We start from the raw sequence: 16,054 nt of genomic DNA, 5'->3' as shown, positions 1-16,054 counted from the left end.
CCCGGCGGTGCCGGGGCGGGAGATGAGCTCACGGAGATCGTGCCTTCCGTCGTGATGGACCGGTGCGTGGCTCTGACCGAGCCGCTCACGGAAACATAACGTGACAGGGATCACGCCCCGGGGTTGTGTTCGATTTCACACGGTAGTGATTGTTGTGCTGGTTCTGCTCGTTCTGCTCACGCGCAAGGAGAGACCCGTCACAGGTTCCGCCGTAGGGTGGGACTCGCTTTTCGTCCCCATTCCCGTCCCCACTGCGGAGGCCCCCATGACCGTCGTCGTCGCCCGAACCAGCACCCCCGAGGGCGAGGCCGCGCTCGCGGCCGCCGTCGAGGAGTCCGCCCGCCGCCGCGAGGACCTGCTGGTCTTCAACCTCGAGGGCACCCAGCTGGACCCCGAGACCACGGAGCTCGACGGCGTGCCCGTCAGCTTCCGGACCCCCGACGCCCGCAACCGCGACGCCGTGGGCGAGCTGCTCGACGCGGCGGAGGAGGTCGGCGCCTCCGCGATCGTGATCGGGGTGAAGCACCGCAGCCCGGTCGGCAAGCTGCTGCTCGGCAGTGCGGCCCAGCAGGTCCTCCTCGAGGCCAACGCCCCGGTGATCGCGGTCAAGCCCCGGCGCTCCTGAGGGATGCCGCCAGCTGCTTCCGCCCGCTCCGGGGCGTGGCTGTGGTTCCTGGTGATCGGTGCGCTGCTCACGCAGACGGCGCTGAACCTGGTCCGCCCGGTCACCACCTACAAGCTCCTGGCCCTGGGCGCCGACTCCGTGACGGTCGGCCTGGTGACGGCCTCCTACGCCGTGCTGCCCCTGGCCACCGCCATGTGGCTGGGCCGGATGACCGACCGCGTGCGGGAGCTGCGGACCATGGTGGTCGCCGGTGCCCTCGTCCTGAGCCTCGGGGCGCTGGGCCTGGCCGCAGCGCCCGGCGTGGCGCTCGTCGCGGTGGCGAGCGCCGTGCTGGGCATGGGCCACCTGGTGTTCACGATCGCAGGGCAGGCGGCGGTTGCCCGCTACTCCCCGGAGGGCCAGCTGGACAAGGGCTTCGGCTGGTTCACCGCCGCGTTCTCGGCGGGCCAGCTGGCGGGACCGCTGCTGGCCGGCCTGCTGCTGGGCTCCGGCAACGGGGTCGCCTCCTCCGAGCGGATCGCCGACATCACGCTGTCGCTGTGGATCGGGGCCGGGCTCTCGCTGCTCGTGGTCCCGGTGATGCTCTTGCGTGCCCTCGCCGCCGGGGCGGGGCGCGGGCGGGCGCAGCGGACCGACGGCGCCGCCGCGGTGCAGGCCCATCCCGCCACGGCCGAGCTCGAGGCGGTCCAGGAGCCGGCGCCGCGGGCGTCGATGGCGCGGATCCTGCGCGTGCCCGGGATTCCCTCGCACATGCTGGCATCCCTGGCCCTGCTGGCGATGCTCGACATCCTCACGGCGTTCCTGCCCCTGGTGGGGGAGCGGGCCGGGGTCTCTCCGGCGTGGGTGGGGGCCCTGCTCGCGGTGCGCGGCGGCGCCTCGATCCTCTCCCGCGTCCTGCTGCCCTGGCTCGCCCACCGGATGTCCCGGCGGGCCATGCTGCTGGTCAGCCTCTACGGCGCGGGGCTCGCCCTCGCTCTTCCGCCGGCCGTCATCGAGATGCCCTGGCTCGCCGCGGTGCTGCTGTTCGTCGGCGGATTCTGCCTGGGCCTGGGGCAGCCGATCACCATGACGCTGGTGTCCACCGCGGTGCCCGACTCGTGGCGCGGCTCGGCGCTCGCGGTCCGGCTCGTGGGCAACCGGGTGGGGCAGGTGGCGATGCCGCTGCTGGCCGGTCTCGTCGCGGCGCCGCTGGGCCCGGCCGGGGCCATCTGGTTCACGTGCGCGGTGCTCGTGGTGAGCGGGGCCGAGAAGACGGCCCGGCGATAGGCCGTGGCGCGCTACCGGCGCTCGGCCGCGGCACTCCGGCGCTGCCGGATGGCGCTGCCCAGGATGAGCAGGCCGACCACGGCCAGGCCGACGCCTGTCCAGGCCGGGGCGCGGTAACCCCATCCGGCGGAGATCACCACGCCGCCCAGGAAGGCCCCCAGGGCGTTGGCCAGGTTGAAGGCCGCGTGGTTCATCGCGGCGGTCAGCGACGGGGCGTCCTTGGCCTCGCGCAGCAGGCGCACCTGGAGCGAGGTCGTGAAGATCGAGCCCATGATCCCGATCCACAGCACGCCGAGCACGGCCGCGGCCGGGAGGTGGACGAACAGGCCGAAGAAGGCCAGGGCCACCGCGGAGACGGCTCCGGCGCCCAGCGCGGAGCCCTCGATCGAGCGGTCCACCAGCGGGCCGGCCAGCAGCGAGCCCACGGTCATGCCCACGCCGAACACCGCCAGCACCCACGGGACGGTGCCGATGTCGAGGCCGGTGAGCTCCGTGAGGGTGGGGGAGATGTAGGTGTAGACCGCGAACATGCCGCCGAAGCCGACGGACCCGGCCAGCAGCGTCAGGGCCACCTGCGGCCGGCTCAGGGCGCGGATCTCCTGGGCCGCCGAGGCCATGCCCTCGCTGCGCGTGCGCGGCACCCAGAGGGCCAGCGCGGTGACGGTCAGGGCACCGAGGAGCACGACCAGCAGGTAGGCCGTGCGCCAGCCGAGGGCGCCGCCGAGCGCGGCGGCGGCGGGCACGCCGACGATGTTGGCGATCGTCAGGCCCAGCATGACGCGGGCCACGGCGGTGCCGCGGCGCCCGGGGGCGACGAGGGAGGCGGCCACCACGGCGGCGACCCCGAAGTAGGCCCCGTGGGGCAGGCCGGAGAGGAAGCGCGCCACGTAGAGCCACTCGAGGGAGGGCGCGGCCGCCGACAGGCCGTTGCCCACGGTGAAGACGACCATCAGCGCGAGCAGGAGCGTCTTGCGCTCCACCCGGGCGGCCAGGGACGTGATGAGGGGCGCGCCGACGACCACTCCCAGGGCGTAGAGGGAGATCGACCGGCCGACGGCGGGGATCGAGGCGCCGAAGTCCTCGGCCACGAACGGCAGCAGGCCCATCGAGGCGAACTCGGTGGTCCCGATGCCGAAGCCGCCCAGGGCGAGGGCGAGGAGGGCGAGCCGGGTGCCGGTGGGGCCGGGGGCGTTGACGATCTGGAGCAGGGCGGTGCGGGGTGCCGACATGGGATTCCTTCCGGGCGGGAAGAGCGGGCGTGGTGGCTCTTCATCGAGCCCGAGAAGGGGACTCGATCGATGCTATGCCCGCTGCCGGCCACGCCCAAGGCCCCTGGGATGTGATCTTGGTCAGATTGACCGCACAAATGTCCGGACAAAGGGCCGGCCGGGACGGGGCGCGCAACACTGTCACACGTTGGGGTGGCCCCTGCATCATGGGTACGGCAGGGCCCGTCACGGCCCGGAAACACCGGGTGACCGTGCGGAAACACGCCCTCCTTACTGTCGGACCATCGCGCTCGACCTTCCCCCCGAGGAGACCACCATGACCGACCACGCCGGCCGCCGCGCCCCCGCGCCCCGGCCCCGACGCCGCCCGGCGCTGCGGGTGGTCGCCGGTGTGCCCGCCGCGACCGCCGCGGCGATGGCCGCCCACCCCTCCTCGGGCGTGGGCGTGCGGCGCTCCGCCGGCGCGCAGACCGTGCCCGGGAGCATCCCGTGGGGCCGCGTGGACCCCGCTGACGACGAGCGCTCCGGGGAAGCGGGCTGCGTGCTCCTCGCCGAGGCCCGGCCCGGGGACGTGGTGAAGGTCGAGGCGCTTGCGGAGGACCCGCTGGCGCCGGCCCGCGCCGTGCTCTACCTGCCGGTGCGCACCGACGGGGCGGTGTTCTCCGTGACGGGGCCTGTCCCGGGCGAGGGTGACACCGACGGGACCCCGCACGGGCCGCTGCGCCTGACCGTGTGCCGGCCCGGGTCCGGGCTGGCGCCCTCGGTGGCCTTCCGGCACGCGTTCGCCGAGACCGGCGAGCGCTGGGTCGCCCTCGGGACGCCGGACGCGGACGCCCAGGACGACGCCGACGGGGGGACCTGCCGGCAGGCCTCGACGCTGCGCCGGGCCATGGCCACCGCCCTGGACTTCCTGGAGCACGACCGCGGCATGGACCGCGCGATCGCCCGCGCCTACCTCGCGGCCACGGCCGGGTTCGTGACCTGCCCGGCCGGGGATGGGCCCGCGAGCGTGCACGTGGTGCTCGAGAAGGCCGACTTCGCCTGAGCCGACCGGCCTGCGGGGGCTCAGTCCTCCGGGCGGTCCAGCTTCTCCCGCCAGCGCCGGTACAGGTGGAACGTCCCGAGATGGGCGAGGCCGGCGAGCAGCACGACCGGCAGCCACTCCCCGACGCCCACGGACGTCAGCAGCGCCCCCGCCGAGGTCATGACCAGGGCGGCCACGAGCAGCGTGGCGACGAGTGTCCTCATGGCGGCGTCCTCTCCGGGGCCTCGTGGGCGTGGGGCGGGTGCGGATCCAGCGTACCGGGCCGGTGCCGCGCCCCTCAGCGCGTGAACAGGGCTCCGGAGGCGGCGTCCCCGTCCCCGCGGCCCGTGCGCGCGGCGAGCCGGGCGAACGGGCCGCCGGCGGCGCGCAGCTGCCGCGGCGCGCCGCGCTCGGCGATGCGTCCGCCCTCGAGCACCACCACCTGGTCGGCGTTCTCGACGGTGGAGAGCCGGTGCGCGATGGTCAGGGTGGTCCTGCCGGCGGCGAGGCGGTCGAGGGCCTCCTGGACCTGGGCCTCGGTGGTGTTGTCCAGCGCGCTGGTGGCCTCGTCGAGGACCAGCACGGGCGGGTTGCGCAGGATGGTCCGGGCGATCGCGAGGCGCTGCTGCTCCCCGCCGGAGAAGCGGTGGCCGCGGGCGCCCACCAGGGTGTCCAGCCCGTCCGGCAGCTGGGCGACGGTGTCGGCGATGCGCGCGGCCCCCAGCGCCCGCCACAGCTCGGCGTCCGGGGCCTCCGGATCGGCGAGCAGGAGGTTCTCGCGCACGGAGGCGTGGACCAGGTAGGTCTCCTGGGAGACGACGCCGACGATCCGCGCGAGGTCCGCCGGGTCGACGTCGCGCACGTCGGTGCCGTCGATCGTCACCCGGCCCTCCGTCACGTCGTTGAGCCGCGGCAGCAGGGAGCCGAGGGTGCTCTTGCCGGAGCCGGTGGGGCCGACGACGGCGGTGGTGGTCCCCGCGGGCAGGACCAGGTCGATGCCGCGCAGGACCTCGGTCCCGCCGTCGTAGGCGAAGTGCACGCCCTCGAGGCGCACCTCCCCGCGCACGGTGGCGGGGTCCAGCCGCACGGGCACGGCCGGCGGCTTGACCTGCGGCTCGAGGTCGAGGTACTCGAAGATCCGGCTGAAGAAGGCCAGCGCGGACACCCACTGCACGCCGATGTTCAGCAGTCCCATGACGGGGCGGAAGATCGTGCCCTGCAGGGCGGTGAAGGCCACCAGGGTGCCGATGGTCATCCCGCCGCTGGTGGCCGGGAAGCCGGCGGCGAGGTAGATGACCGCCGGGATGGCCGCGAAGACGACCTGCATGGTCGCCATCCGCCAGCGCCCGGCCAGCTGGCTGCGCAGCTCGAGGCCCACGAGCGTGCCGGAGCGGTCGGTGAAGCGGGCGGCGTCCCGCGCGGTGGTGCCCAGGGTCTTGGCCAGCCGGACCCCGGAGACGGAGAGCCCCTCCTCGACCTGGGTGTGGAGCAGGGCGAGCTCCCGCTGGCGCTCGTCGGTGACGTCGCGCCGGATCAGCGCCACGCGGCGGGAGAGCCAGACGGCCGGGGGCAGGACCACCAGGGAGACGAGGCTCATCGCCGGGGACAGCGCCACCATCGCCGCGGCCGTCGCCACGGCGGTCGTGAGGTTGGAGGCCACCCCGGTGGCGGAGGTGGTGACCACCGACTGCATGCCGGAGATGTCGTGCGTGAGCCGCGACTGCACCTCCCCGCCGCGGGTCCGGGTGAAGAACCCGAGCGACTGGGCCTGCAGGTGGGTGAAGAGGTCCACGCGCAGGGCGTGCATGACCCGCTGGCCCATCGCGGTGGCCATCCAGGTCTGGACGACGCCGATCACGGCGGTCAGCGCGGCGATCCCGACCATCGCGGCGGTCAGCAGCAGCAGCAGACGGGTGTCCCGCTGCGGCAGGGCGTCGTCGATGACGCCGCGGACCAGGAACGGCTGGGCGAGGTTGATCACCGAGGACGCGGTGATGAGCAGGACGACGACGGCGATCGTGCCCTTGTGCGGGGCGAACAGCGCCGCGATGCGGCGCAGGCTCACGGGGTGGCCGGCCAGCTGCTCGCGGTCCGCGGGGTCGAGCCGGGCGGGACGGCCGCCGCCCCCGCCGGAGGGGCTGGCGCCGGGCATGCCGGGCACGCCGCCACCGGACCCGCCGCCGTGGTGCGGGGACGTGCGGGCGCGGCCGGTGTCCTGGGTCGTCGTCATGGGACCTCCTCGGGAAGTATTAAGGAGGTTACCTCTCTATGAGGTAACCGACAAGACCATTAGGATGGGGCCATGCCCCACTGCGATCCCGACCCGGCCCCCCTCGGCGAGCTCCTGCACATCGTCTTCCGGCGGCTGCGGCACCGGTGGGCCCTGCAGCTGGCGCCGTTCGGCCTGACCCCGCACCAGTTCCGGGCGCTCAACGCCATCGCCGGGCACCGTGGGCCGCGGGAGCACGGCTCCGAGCGGCACGGGACCTGCTCTTCCGGCGCCGGTTCCGGGGCCGCCGGGCTGCGCCTGAAGCAGCTGGCCGACGTCCTGCACATCGCCCCGCGCTCGGCCACCGAGGTCGTGGACCTGCTGCAGGAGAAGGGCCTCGTGGAACGGGTGCCCGACCCCACCGACCGGCGCGCCACCCTGGTGTCGCTGACGCCCCGGGGGGAGGCCCTGCGCGCGAGGGTCCGGGAGGACCGGCACCGCGAGTCCGAGGAGTACTTCTCACGGCTGGGCGCACAGGACCGCGCCGAGCTGGAGCGGCTGCTCCGCCTGCTCACCACGGACGCCCCGGAGCAGGGGCCGCCGCTGTCCGGGTGACTGCAGCGGGGAAGTCCCCGGGCGGCGCACAGCATCGGTGCCCCACCCGCCGGGCGGGTGGGGCACCGATGCTGTGCGGAGAGCTGCCGCGAGGCGTTCGCCCGCGGGGACGTCAGGCACTCACGCCCCTCGCCTGAAGCGCCTCGCTCGGTCCCGTGACTGCCGGATCACTGACTGCGGGCACCTTCCTAGTGCTGCCCGTGGTGGTGCCCGTGGTCGTCGTCGTCCTTCTCGTGCTTCCCCTCCCCATCGTCATCGTCGTGGTCGTCCCAGTCGTCGTCCTTGTCGTCGTAATGCCACGCCCAGTCGTGGTCGTGGTCGTCGTCGTCCTTGTCGTCGTCGTGGTCGTGGTGGTGCTTGTAGTACTCGTCCTTCTCGTAGTACTCATCGTGCTCATCGCAGTAGTAGTACACGTCGTCGTCGTAATCACCGCCTGCGGCGGCCGGGGTGGCGGCGGATCCCCCGAGAAGGGCGGCGGCGATGAAAGCGCTCGCAAGATTCCTGCGCAGATTCTCCATGATGTTTCCTAAGGAAAGGCATGCATGACGCGGCCTGAGAAATGGCATGAAAAGGAGACGTCCATGCACGCGGGAGGTTGTTTTCCGGCCTGGGCCGCAGGTCCGACTGCGAGCCAGGTGATATCACCGTAGGAGCGTGCCTGCGCGGGCCTCAAGCCTGCGACCAGGGAGAACACCGTAACAGCTCTGTCTCGGCCCCGCCCGCCGCTGAAGTCGGTGCCGTGGCCCCCGCTCAGCACGGTGGCCTCCGGGCCCCTCCCCCGTGCTCATGACCGGTCGGTCCGCCCGTTTCTCCTGGTCACAGCGGGGCAGCCCTCAGGGAATGCAGGAATTGGCTGGCGCAAAGCTATTCCATTCGTCTTTCCTCATTCATCGCATATTGCAGAGCCAAATTCTTCGCGATGGACAATATGACATTGTCGCCTGCTGTGTGACGACGCCGGCCCGCGCCCTCCGTGCGGAAGGCGCGGGCCGGCGTCGTCGGGGTCCGGGAGGCCGGACCGTCAGTGGGTCGGGAAGCCCAGGTTGATCTGGGACTCCGAGGGCTCGGGCCAGCGGGTGGTGACGAGCTTGCGGCGGGTGTAGAAGTTGAACGACTCCGGCCCGTACATGTGGGTGTCCCCGAACAGGGAGCTCTTCCAGCCGCCGAAGGAGAACGCCCCGATCGGCACCGGGATCGGGACGTTGACGCCCACCATGCCGACCTCGATGTCGAACTCGTACTCCCGGGCGGTCTTGCCGTCGCGGGTGAACACGGCCGTGCCGTTGGCGTACTGGTTGGAGTTGATCAGCCGCACGGCCTCCTCGTAGCTGTCCACTCGCACCACGGACAGCACCGGGCCGAAGATCTCCTCGTCGTAGACCTTCATCCCCGGGCGCACGTGGTCGATCAGCGAGACACCCGTGAAGAACCCGCCTGCGTCGAACTGCTGCCGGGTGCCGTCCACCACGACGGTCGCGCCCTCGGCCTCCGCCCCGCTCACGAAGCCGTTGACCCGCTCGAGGGCTTGGGCGGTGATCAGCGGCCCCATCTCCGAGGCCGGGTCGTTGCCCGGGCCGATGGTCAGCTTCCCGATCCGTTCCCTGATCTTGTCGATCAGCGGGTCGGCCACGTCCCCCACGGTCACCACCACCGAGATCGCCATGCAGCGCTCCCCGGCCGAGCCGTAGGCGGCGGACACGGCCGCGTCCGCCGCGCCGTCGAGGTCGGCGTCGGGCATGACCACCATGTGGTTCTTCGCCCCGCCCAGGGCCTGCACGCGCTTGCCGTTGGCGGCGGAGGTCTCGTAGATGTACTTGGCGATCGGGGTGGAGCCCACGAAGGACACGGCCTTCACCAGCGGGTTGGTCAGCAGCTCGTCCACCGCCACCTTGTCCCCGTGCACCACGTTGAGCACCCCGTCCGGCAGCCCGGCCTCGGTGAAGGCCTCCGCGATCCACACCGCGGCGGAGGGGTCCCGCTCGGAGGGCTTGAGGATCACGGTGTTGCCGGCGGCGATCGCGGTGGTGATCATCCACAGCGGCACCATGGCCGGGAAGTTGAACGGGGTGATGCACGCGACCACGCCCACGGGCTGGCGGGTCTGGTGGACGTCCACCCCGGTGGCGGCCTGCTCGAGGAACTCGCCCTTCATGTGGTGCATCAGCCCCGTGCAGAACTGCACGTTCTCCAGCCCGCGCGCCACCTCCCCGGCCGCGTCGGAGAGGACCTTCCCGTGCTCGGCGGTGATGACCGCCGCGAGCTCCTGGATGCGCTCGCGGATGATGTTCTCGACCTTGAACATGATCGTGGTGCGCTTGGACATGCTCGTCGCCCGCCAGGCGGGCAGCGCGGCCGCGGCGTTCTCCACGGCGGTCGCGACCTCCTCGGGGCACGCCAGCAGCACGTGCTTGGTGACCTCCCCGGTCGCGGGGTCGTAGACGGGGGCGGTCCGCTGGGAGCCGCCGTGGCGCCGGCCGCCGATCCAGTGCTCGACGACGCTGCCGGTCACCTCCTCGGCCACGCCCTCGGCGGTCTCCCGGGGCGTGCTCGCGGCGGTGTTCTCGGCGCTGTGCTTGGTGTCCTGCATGGTCCTGTCCTGTCCTGTTCGGTGGCCGGTCGTGGGGAGGCGCTCAGGCCTGCTCCGGATCCCAGCCCCGGATCCTGCCGTCCGGTGCGGCGTACTTGGCGATGAGGGAGCAGTCCTTGTTCCCGTAGCCCTCGTCGATGAGCCGCTGCAGCCGCTCCGCCACGAGCTGCGCGGCCGGGAGGTCCACGCCGGTCTGCTCGCCGGCCATCAGCGCAAGGCCCGCGTCCTTGGCGGCGAGGACCGCGCTGAAGGTGGCCTCGAAGTTGTTGTTCGCCGCGGCGGAGTCCACGATGCCGGGCACGGGGTACCAGGTCTGCAGCGCCCAGGAGTTGCCGGAGGAGACCGAGGCGATGTCCCAGAAGACCTGCGGGTCCAGGCCTAGCCGGTCCGCGAGGACCGAGCCCTCGGCGCAGGCCTCCAGGCAGATGAACAGCATCATGTTGTTGACGATCTTCGCGGCCTGCCCGGTCCCGGCCTCGCCGGTGGCGACGATCTTGCCCGCCATCGGCTCGATGTACTGGGAGGCGGCCTCCACGGCCCGGGGGTGGCCGCCGATCATGAAGGTCAGGGTGCCCGCGGCCGCCCCGCTGATCCCGCCGGAGACCGGGGCGTCCACGAAGACGTACCCGGCGGCGTCGGCGGCCTTGTGCAGGGCGAGCGCCGACTCGACGTCGATCGTGGAGCTGTCGATGAGCAGGGCGTCCTCGGGGGCGGACTCGAGGATGCCCTCCTCGCCCAGGTACACCGCCCGGGCGTGCTCGCCCTTGGGGAGCATCGTGAAGACGACGTCGGCGCCCTGGAGGGCCTCCTGCATGGAGCGGCAGGTGCGCACGCCGTTGGCCTCCGCCGCGCTCATGGCCTCCTCGCTGAGGTCGAACCCGCGGACGTCGTAGCCGGCCTTGACGAGGTTGGCTGACATGGGGTTGCCCATGTGCCCCAGGCCGATCCAGGTGATGGTGGTCATGGTCGAGTCCCTTCTGAGTGCTGCTTCTCTGGTGTCTTCACTGGAGTCCTCACCGATGCCTGCACCGGCTGGTTCCCTGCGCTCCGTCCCGGAGCGCGGCGCGCGCCCCGGGACGGACCGATGGCTCGGTCCGTCCCGGGGCGGTCGCGCGGGCCGTCGGCGGTCAGCGGCTGCGCCCCTCGGCGCGCTCCGCGTCGAGCCGGCGCCGGTCCTCGGCGTCGACCGACTGCAGGGAGATCCCGCGGGTCTCCTTCAGCGTGGCTACGGCGACCAGGGTGACGACGCAGGCGGCCGCGATGTAGATCGAGATCGGCACCCAGGAGTCGAACTGCCGCAGCAGGGCGGTGGCGATGATCGGGGCCAGCGAGCCGGCGACGATCGAGGTGACCTGGTAGCCCAGGGAGACCCCCGAGTAGCGCATGCGGGTCGGGAACATCTCCGCCATGATGGCCGGCTGCCCGGCGTACATCAGCGCGTGGATCATCAGGCCCAGGACGATGGCCGCCAGGATGATCCAGTCGTTCTCGGTGTTGAACATCGGGAAGGCGATGAAGCCCCAGACGATGCCCAGCGTGGCGCCGGAAGCGTAGACCGGGCGGCGGCCCAGCCTGTCGGTGAAGCGGCCCACGATCGGCACGGTGATCGCGTGGATCACGTGGGCGACGAGGAGCAGGAGCAGGACGCGGCTGGTGTCCATCTCCAGCTGCGTCTTCAGGTAGGTGATCGAGAAGGTCACCACGATGTAGTAGAGGATGTTCTCCGCGAAGCGCAGGCCCATGGCGCCGAAGACGCCGCGCGGGTATCGGCGGAACACCTCGGCCACGCCGTAGGCGGCGCCCTTGGCCTCGATGACCTCCTCCTGGGTCTCCTTGAAGATCGCGGCGTCCGTGACGTGGGTGCGGATGTAGTAGCCGACGGCCACGATGATCACGGACAGCCAGAAGCCCACGCGCCAGCCCCAGGAGAGGAACTGCTCGTCGGTGAGGACGGAGGACAGGATCAGCAGCACGATGGTGGCGAGCAGGTTCCCCAGCGGCACGGCGGCCTGCGGCCAGCTCGCCCAGAAGCCGCGCTCCTTGTTGGGGGAGTGCTCGGCCACGAGCAGGACGGCTCCGCCCCACTCGCCGCCGACGGCGAAGCCCTGGGCGAAGCGCAGGACCACGAGCAGCGCGGGCGCCCAGTAGCCGACCTGCTGGAAGGTGGGAAGGCAGCCCATGAGGAACGTGGCCACGCCCACCAGGACGATGGCCACCTGCAGCAGGTGCTTGCGGCCGTACTTGTCGCCGAAGTGGCCGAAGACGATGCCGCCCAGGGGCCGGGCGACGAAGCCGACGGCGTAGATGAGGAAGGCCTTGATGATGCCGTCCAGCGGGTTGCCCGTGTCCACGAAGAACAGCGGGCCGAAGACCAGGGTGGACGCGGTGGCAAAGAGGAAGAACTCGTACCACTCCACGACGGTGCCGGCCATGGAGGCCGCCACGACTTTCCTCAGGCCGCCCCGGTTCTCGGGAGAGTCGTTCGGGTCGGCGACGGCGGCGACCCTGTCCTCAGTGCTCATGCTCGTCCTCCCAGGTGAAATGCCCCGTGCGTCCGATCAGGCCACGGTGCGTCCAGTGTGCGACGCTGTGATGTGGATCTCAATGACCAGAACATCGCCCCGCCTGTGCAAAAACGCACATACTGGTCGGTAGTGCGCGTCGACCCCCGGCAGTCGGCGAATCAGGGAAGGTATGGCCTTGTCACACGGTGCAGATGACCTCCTGTTGCTGCTGGCCGTGGTGCGGCACGGGTCTTACTCGGGCGCGGCGAGCGCCCTCGGGCTCAGTCACACGACCGTCTCCCGGCGCATGGCCGGCCTCGAGCGCACCGTGGGCGCCCGCCTGCTCGTGCGCTCGGGGGACATGTGGGAGCCCACCGAGCTGGGCCGGACGTTCGTGGCGGCCGGTGAGGAGATCGAGCTGGCCCTCGGCTCCCTGCCGCTGGCCCCGGGCGGGCGCGGGAGCTCGGTGAGCGGCGTGGTCCGGGCGATCGCCCCCGACGGCTTCGGCGGCGTGGTCATGGGCGCGGCCATGCGGCGGCTCATCGAGGAGCAGCCCGGGGTGCGGCTGGAGATGATCAACGCCGCCCGCCGGGCGCAGACCAACCCCGTGGGCATCGACCTGGAGGTGGTCGTCGGGCGCCCGGACGTCTCCCGCAAGGAGGCCTTCCACCTGGCCGACTACTCCCTGGGCGTCTACGCCTCGCCGGACTACCTCGCCGCCCACCCGGCCATCGAGTCCCCCGAGCAGGTCCAGGAGCACCCGCTGATCTACTTCGTGGAGTCCATGCAGGACGTCGCGGAGCTGGCCATCCCGGGCGCCCACTTCCCCCGGATGCGGCAGGCGGTCGGGGCGACGTCCTCCGTGGTGCACGTGGAGCTCACCCGCGCCGGGGCCGGGATCGGGCTGCTGCCGTGCTTCCTGGCCGAGCGCGCCGGGGACCTCGTGCGGCTGTTCCCGTACGAGCTGACGTTCCCCGTCTCCTACTGGGTCGTCTCGCGCGCCGACCTGCTGCGCCGGCCCGCGGTGCAGGCCGTGACGGCCGCGATCCGGGCGGCCGTGGACGACATGCGGGCCGAGCTTCTCGCGGCACCTCGCTGATCGCGCGTTCCGGCGGTACCGTGAACGGCGTCACAGCTCAGTTCTCGTTGCGGAGGTCGTCGTGAAGATTCGTGGAGCCGTCCTGGAGACCATGGAGGCCTCCGCCCCGTACGCCGAGTCGCAGCCCCTGCGCGTCGAGGAACTCGAGCTCGGCGAGCCCGGGCCCACCGAGCTGCGCGTGCGGATCACGGCGGCCGGCGTGTGCCACTCCGACCTCTCCGTGGTCAACGGCAACCGCCCGCGGCCCCTGCCGATGTTGCTGGGGCACGAGGCGGCCGGCGTCGTCGAGGCCGTGGGCGCAGAGGTGACCGACCTGGCCGAGGGCCAGCACGTGGTCATGGCGTTCCTGCCGCGCTGCGGGGAGTGCGCCGCGTGCCGGACCGAGGGGCTGCTGCCCTGCACGGTCGGCACGAAGGCCAACACCGCGGGAACCCTCATGGAGGGCTCCATGCACCTCTCCGACGAGCGCGGCCAGGTGTACCACCACCTGGGCGTCTCCGGGTTCGCCACCCACGCCGTGGTCGACCGGCGCTCCGTGGTCCCCGTGGGCGAGGACGTCCCCGCCGCGGTCGCGGCCGTCATGGGCTGCGCGGTGCTCACCGGGGGAGGGGCCGTGATCAACGCGGCGAAGGCCACTCCCGACGACGCCGTGGCGGTGGTCGGCCTCGGCGGCGTGGGGCTGGCCGCGCTGCTGGTGGCCAAGGCGGTGGGCTGCCGCCGCGTGATCGCGGTGGACGCGCTGGCCGAGAAGCTGGAGCTGGCCAAGGAGTTCGGTGCCGACGAGGCGCTCACCCCGGACGAGCTGGTGGCCCTGGAGGAGAAGCCGCGCGTCGTCATCGAGGCTGCCGGGCACCCGCGGGCGTTCGAGACGGCGGTCAACGCCACCGCCGCCGGCGGCGTGACCGTCACGGTGGGCCTGCCCGCGCCCGGCGCGATGTCCAGCATCGAGCCGCTGAAGATCACCGCTGAGGCCCGGCAGATCATCGGCAGCTACCTCGGCTCGGCCGTGCCGGCGGTGGACATCCCCAAGTACGAGCGAATGTGGCGCGACGGCGTGCTGCCGCTGGAGAAGCTGATCACCTCCCACGTTCAGCTCGAGCAGATCAACGAGGCGATGGACGAGCTGGACGCGGGGCGGGCGGTACGTCAGATCATCGAGTTTCCGGAGGACTGACGCCCAATCTCGGACCGGTGGTGCCTTGCTGGGGGGCTACTGTGCTCGGGGCGGTAAACACTGTCGAGGGCATCGACCGTCGTAGACGTCACATGATTGACATGGGCCTGAAGCCCTCATGCGAGACGTAGTCCACTGGGCCCAGGAAAATATAGAGAGACGTCCCAACGTCGTTAGTTTAAAAGTCTCTGACAAAGAGCATGATGCTGCTGCCCGCTCAACGTGGTGATGATAACGCTGACCTACCGGGGGCTGCGGAGTGGTTTAATTCTGCGACTCCCAGTGGAACTGGTTCTCAGAAATGGCATAGTTCTTATACTTCGTGTTGGGAGAGAAAGGGGCTGATACACACATAGGTGGCACCTTGACCTGACCTGCAGCTCGGTTTCCGGTCGTGGTCGCTAGCCGAAGGCCTTCATGGAGGGCTCGTCGCTATGCCTCACCCCTACCCTCCTGAGGTCCGTGCGCGAGCGATCGCTCTCGTGCGTGAGGGCCGTCAGGTCAAGCAGACTGCGGCTGATCTTGGTATCCACCCCGTCACGCTCCAGTTCTGGCTGCGCCAGGACGACATCGACCAGGGCCGCCGGCCCGGTCGCAGCACCCGGGAATCGGCTGAGCTGCGGGCGGCCCGGGGCCGCATCCGCCAGCTCGAGCAGGAGATCGCGATACTGCGCCGCGCGGCCACCTGGCTCGATGAGCAGGACGGAGTCTGCCCCAAAGGGCGCACCCGGTGATCGATCGTCTCGTCGAGGCCGGGGCTCCCGTCCACACCTGCTGGCGCATTCTGGGCGTCTCCCGCCAGGGCTACTACCGGTACGCCCAAGCGTGCGACCAGCTCCACTGACCTCCGTCGACGCTGGCTCACCGGGCTGTTCCGCGAGATCTACGTGGCCTCTCGGGGCACCTACGGGTACCGCCGCATCCACGCGGAACTCACCATCGGCATGGGCATCCCCTGCTCGAGCCGGCTTATCTCCGTGCTGATGACGCGCGCAAGAAGCGGCGGGCTGCCCGGCCCGCATCAATCGCCTTGGAGGCGTGGTGAGCGCAGACGACCTCGTCAACCGGACGTTCCACCGCCTGGCGCTGCACGAACTGTGGGTCACGGACAGCACCGAGCATCCCACCCGGGAGGGCACGGTCGACTGCGCGGCGGTGCTCGACGCCTGCAGCCGCAAGATCATCGGTTGGGCCATCGACTCCAAGCAGGACTCCACCCTGGTCATCAATGTCCTGGACATGGCCATCCGCGCCCGGCGACCCCGGTGCCGGCGGCATCGTCCACGCTGATCACGGGGTTCAGTTCACCTCGTGGGTGTTCACGCAGAAGATCCGCTCGGCCGGGCTGCTGCCGTCGTTCGGCACGGTCGGCGACGGCCTCGACAATGCCGTGATGGAGACGCTTTCTGGTCGACGATGCAGGTCGAACTGCTGAACCGCCAGAAGTGGAAGACCCGGATCGAGCTGGCGAACACGGTTTTCGAGTACATCGAAGTGTTCTACAACCGACGCCGCCGACACTACGCACTCGAGTACGCCACCCCGCACGACTACGACCTCGCTCGAACGCCGCAGGCGCTCACCACCGCTGGAAGCTAGTGCCGTGTCAGGCAGCTTTTGCGATGTGGATGGTGGCGGCTTTGTCGAGAACTTCGACCAGGCGGTGGTCGTGGGCGTGGCGGTTACGCCAGGCGATGTAGCGGCGGATCATCGAGGCCTGCT

At 71.4% G+C, this 16,054-nt stretch carries 13 protein-coding genes and 1 pseudogene; 7 read left to right on the top strand and 7 right to left on the bottom strand.

What is annotated here, in order from left to right:
- Positions 1-265 precede the first annotated feature (265 nt).
- Together M3185_RS11065 and M3185_RS11060 are read left to right on the top strand one after the other, a co-directional pair.
- Complete coding sequence (locus M3185_RS11065; RefSeq protein ID WP_251333731.1) at positions 266-625, top strand: universal stress protein; 360 nt, start codon at positions 266-268, stop codon at positions 623-625.
- Positions 626-628: 3 nt separating this feature from the next.
- Complete coding sequence (locus M3185_RS11060) at positions 629-1,891, top strand: MFS transporter (protein ID WP_251333730.1); 1,263 nt, start codon at positions 629-631, stop codon at positions 1,889-1,891.
- 11 nt (positions 1,892-1,902) lie between these two features.
- Here the strand turns inward: M3185_RS11060 and M3185_RS11055 are convergent, their stop codons facing one another.
- A complete protein-coding gene (locus M3185_RS11055; protein WP_251333729.1) occupies positions 1,903-3,120 on the bottom strand; it encodes an MFS transporter in 1,218 nt (405 codons plus the stop codon).
- Positions 3,121-3,436: 316 nt separating this feature from the next.
- On the opposite strand from M3185_RS11055, the gene M3185_RS11050 reads away from it, so the two are divergent.
- Positions 3,437-4,165 carry a hypothetical protein gene (locus M3185_RS11050; protein ID WP_251333728.1) on the top strand — a complete coding sequence of 243 codons (729 nt, stop codon included), beginning with the start codon at positions 3,437-3,439 and terminating at the stop codon, positions 4,163-4,165.
- 20 nt (positions 4,166-4,185) lie between these two features.
- On the opposite strand, the gene M3185_RS11045 is transcribed toward M3185_RS11050, so the two are convergent.
- Together M3185_RS11045 and M3185_RS11040 are read right to left on the bottom strand one after the other, a co-directional pair.
- Positions 4,186-4,368 (bottom strand): hypothetical protein, encoded by a 183-nt coding sequence (locus M3185_RS11045; protein ID WP_251333727.1) that lies wholly within the window; start codon positions 4,366-4,368, stop codon positions 4,186-4,188.
- Positions 4,369-4,442: 74 nt separating this feature from the next.
- Complete coding sequence (locus tag M3185_RS11040; RefSeq protein ID WP_374238501.1) at positions 4,443-6,374, bottom strand: ABC transporter ATP-binding protein; 1,932 nt, start codon at positions 6,372-6,374, stop codon at positions 4,443-4,445.
- A 72-nt stretch (positions 6,375-6,446) separates the two neighbouring features.
- Here M3185_RS11040 and M3185_RS11035 point away from each other — a divergent pair, with 72 nt between their 5' ends.
- Positions 6,447-6,968: a MarR family winged helix-turn-helix transcriptional regulator gene (locus M3185_RS11035; RefSeq protein ID WP_251333726.1), complete on the top strand. Its 522-nt coding sequence runs from the start codon at positions 6,447-6,449 to the stop codon at positions 6,966-6,968.
- Between the two features lie 188 nt (positions 6,969-7,156).
- Here the strand turns inward: M3185_RS11035 and M3185_RS11030 are convergent, their stop codons facing one another.
- The 4 genes from M3185_RS11030 to M3185_RS11015 form a co-directional block, all read right to left on the bottom strand.
- On the bottom strand, positions 7,157-7,381 hold the full coding sequence (locus tag M3185_RS11030) for a hypothetical protein (RefSeq protein ID WP_251333725.1): 225 nt from the start codon (positions 7,379-7,381) through the stop codon (positions 7,157-7,159).
- Positions 7,382-7,989: 608 nt separating this feature from the next.
- Entirely contained in the window at positions 7,990-9,555 is a 1,566-nt protein-coding gene (locus M3185_RS11025) for a CoA-acylating methylmalonate-semialdehyde dehydrogenase (RefSeq protein ID WP_251333724.1), read from the bottom strand.
- Between the two features lie 43 nt (positions 9,556-9,598).
- Positions 9,599-10,576 carry a 3-hydroxyisobutyrate dehydrogenase gene (mmsB, locus tag M3185_RS11020; protein ID WP_308222198.1) on the bottom strand — a complete coding sequence of 326 codons (978 nt, stop codon included), beginning with the start codon at positions 10,574-10,576 and terminating at the stop codon, positions 9,599-9,601.
- A 106-nt stretch (positions 10,577-10,682) separates the two neighbouring features.
- Positions 10,683-12,077, bottom strand: a complete 1,395-nt coding sequence (locus M3185_RS11015) for an MFS transporter (protein WP_285859772.1) — start codon at positions 12,075-12,077, stop codon at positions 10,683-10,685.
- Positions 12,078-12,255: 178 nt separating this feature from the next.
- Here M3185_RS11015 and M3185_RS11010 point away from each other — a divergent pair, with 178 nt between their 5' ends.
- The 3 genes and pseudogenes from M3185_RS11010 to M3185_RS11000 all read left to right on the top strand — a co-directional run bounded on the left by M3185_RS11010 (position 12,256) and on the right by M3185_RS11000 (position 15,931).
- Positions 12,256-13,158 carry a LysR family transcriptional regulator gene (locus M3185_RS11010; RefSeq protein ID WP_251333722.1) on the top strand — a complete coding sequence of 301 codons (903 nt, stop codon included), beginning with the start codon at positions 12,256-12,258 and terminating at the stop codon, positions 13,156-13,158.
- 61 nt (positions 13,159-13,219) lie between these two features.
- The gene (locus M3185_RS11005; RefSeq protein WP_251333721.1) at positions 13,220-14,332 is read left to right on the top strand and encodes a zinc-binding dehydrogenase; all 1,113 of its coding nucleotides are present in this window, start codon (positions 13,220-13,222) and stop codon (positions 14,330-14,332) included.
- A 434-nt stretch (positions 14,333-14,766) separates the two neighbouring features.
- Positions 14,767-15,931: pseudogene (locus tag M3185_RS11000) on the top strand (IS3 family transposase).
- Positions 15,932-16,054 lie beyond the last annotated feature (123 nt).

It is taken from the genome of Kocuria rosea (genome assembly GCF_023715525.1).
In the GTDB taxonomy this organism is placed as follows: domain Bacteria; phylum Actinomycetota; class Actinomycetes; order Actinomycetales; family Micrococcaceae; genus Kocuria; species Kocuria rosea_A.
Note: the sequence above shows the minus strand (reverse complement) of the source record. Positions and strands in the feature narration are given on the sequence as shown.

Bases quoted from the DNA above. Each gene is read 5' to 3' on its own strand.
- M3185_RS11045 (WP_251333727.1), bottom strand. From the start codon at position 4,368: ATGAGGACACTCGTCGCCACGCTGCTCGTGGCCGCCCTGGTCATGACC.
- M3185_RS11055 (WP_251333729.1), bottom strand. From the start codon at position 3,120: ATGTCGGCACCCCGCACCGCCCTGCTCCAGATCGTCAACGCCCCCGGC.
- M3185_RS11060 (WP_251333730.1), top strand. From the start codon at position 629: ATGCCGCCAGCTGCTTCCGCCCGCTCCGGGGCGTGGCTGTGGTTCCTG.
- M3185_RS11050 (WP_251333728.1), top strand. From the start codon at position 3,437: ATGACCGACCACGCCGGCCGCCGCGCCCCCGCGCCCCGGCCCCGACGC.
- M3185_RS11025 (WP_251333724.1), bottom strand. From the start codon at position 9,555: ATGCAGGACACCAAGCACAGCGCCGAGAACACCGCCGCGAGCACGCCC.
- M3185_RS11065 (WP_251333731.1), top strand. From the start codon at position 266: ATGACCGTCGTCGTCGCCCGAACCAGCACCCCCGAGGGCGAGGCCGCG.
- M3185_RS11035 (WP_251333726.1), top strand. From the start codon at position 6,447: ATGCCCCACTGCGATCCCGACCCGGCCCCCCTCGGCGAGCTCCTGCAC.
- M3185_RS11040 (WP_374238501.1), bottom strand. From the start codon at position 6,374: ATGACGACGACCCAGGACACCGGCCGCGCCCGCACGTCCCCGCACCAC.
- M3185_RS11015 (WP_285859772.1), bottom strand. From the start codon at position 12,077: ATGAGCACTGAGGACAGGGTCGCCGCCGTCGCCGACCCGAACGACTCT.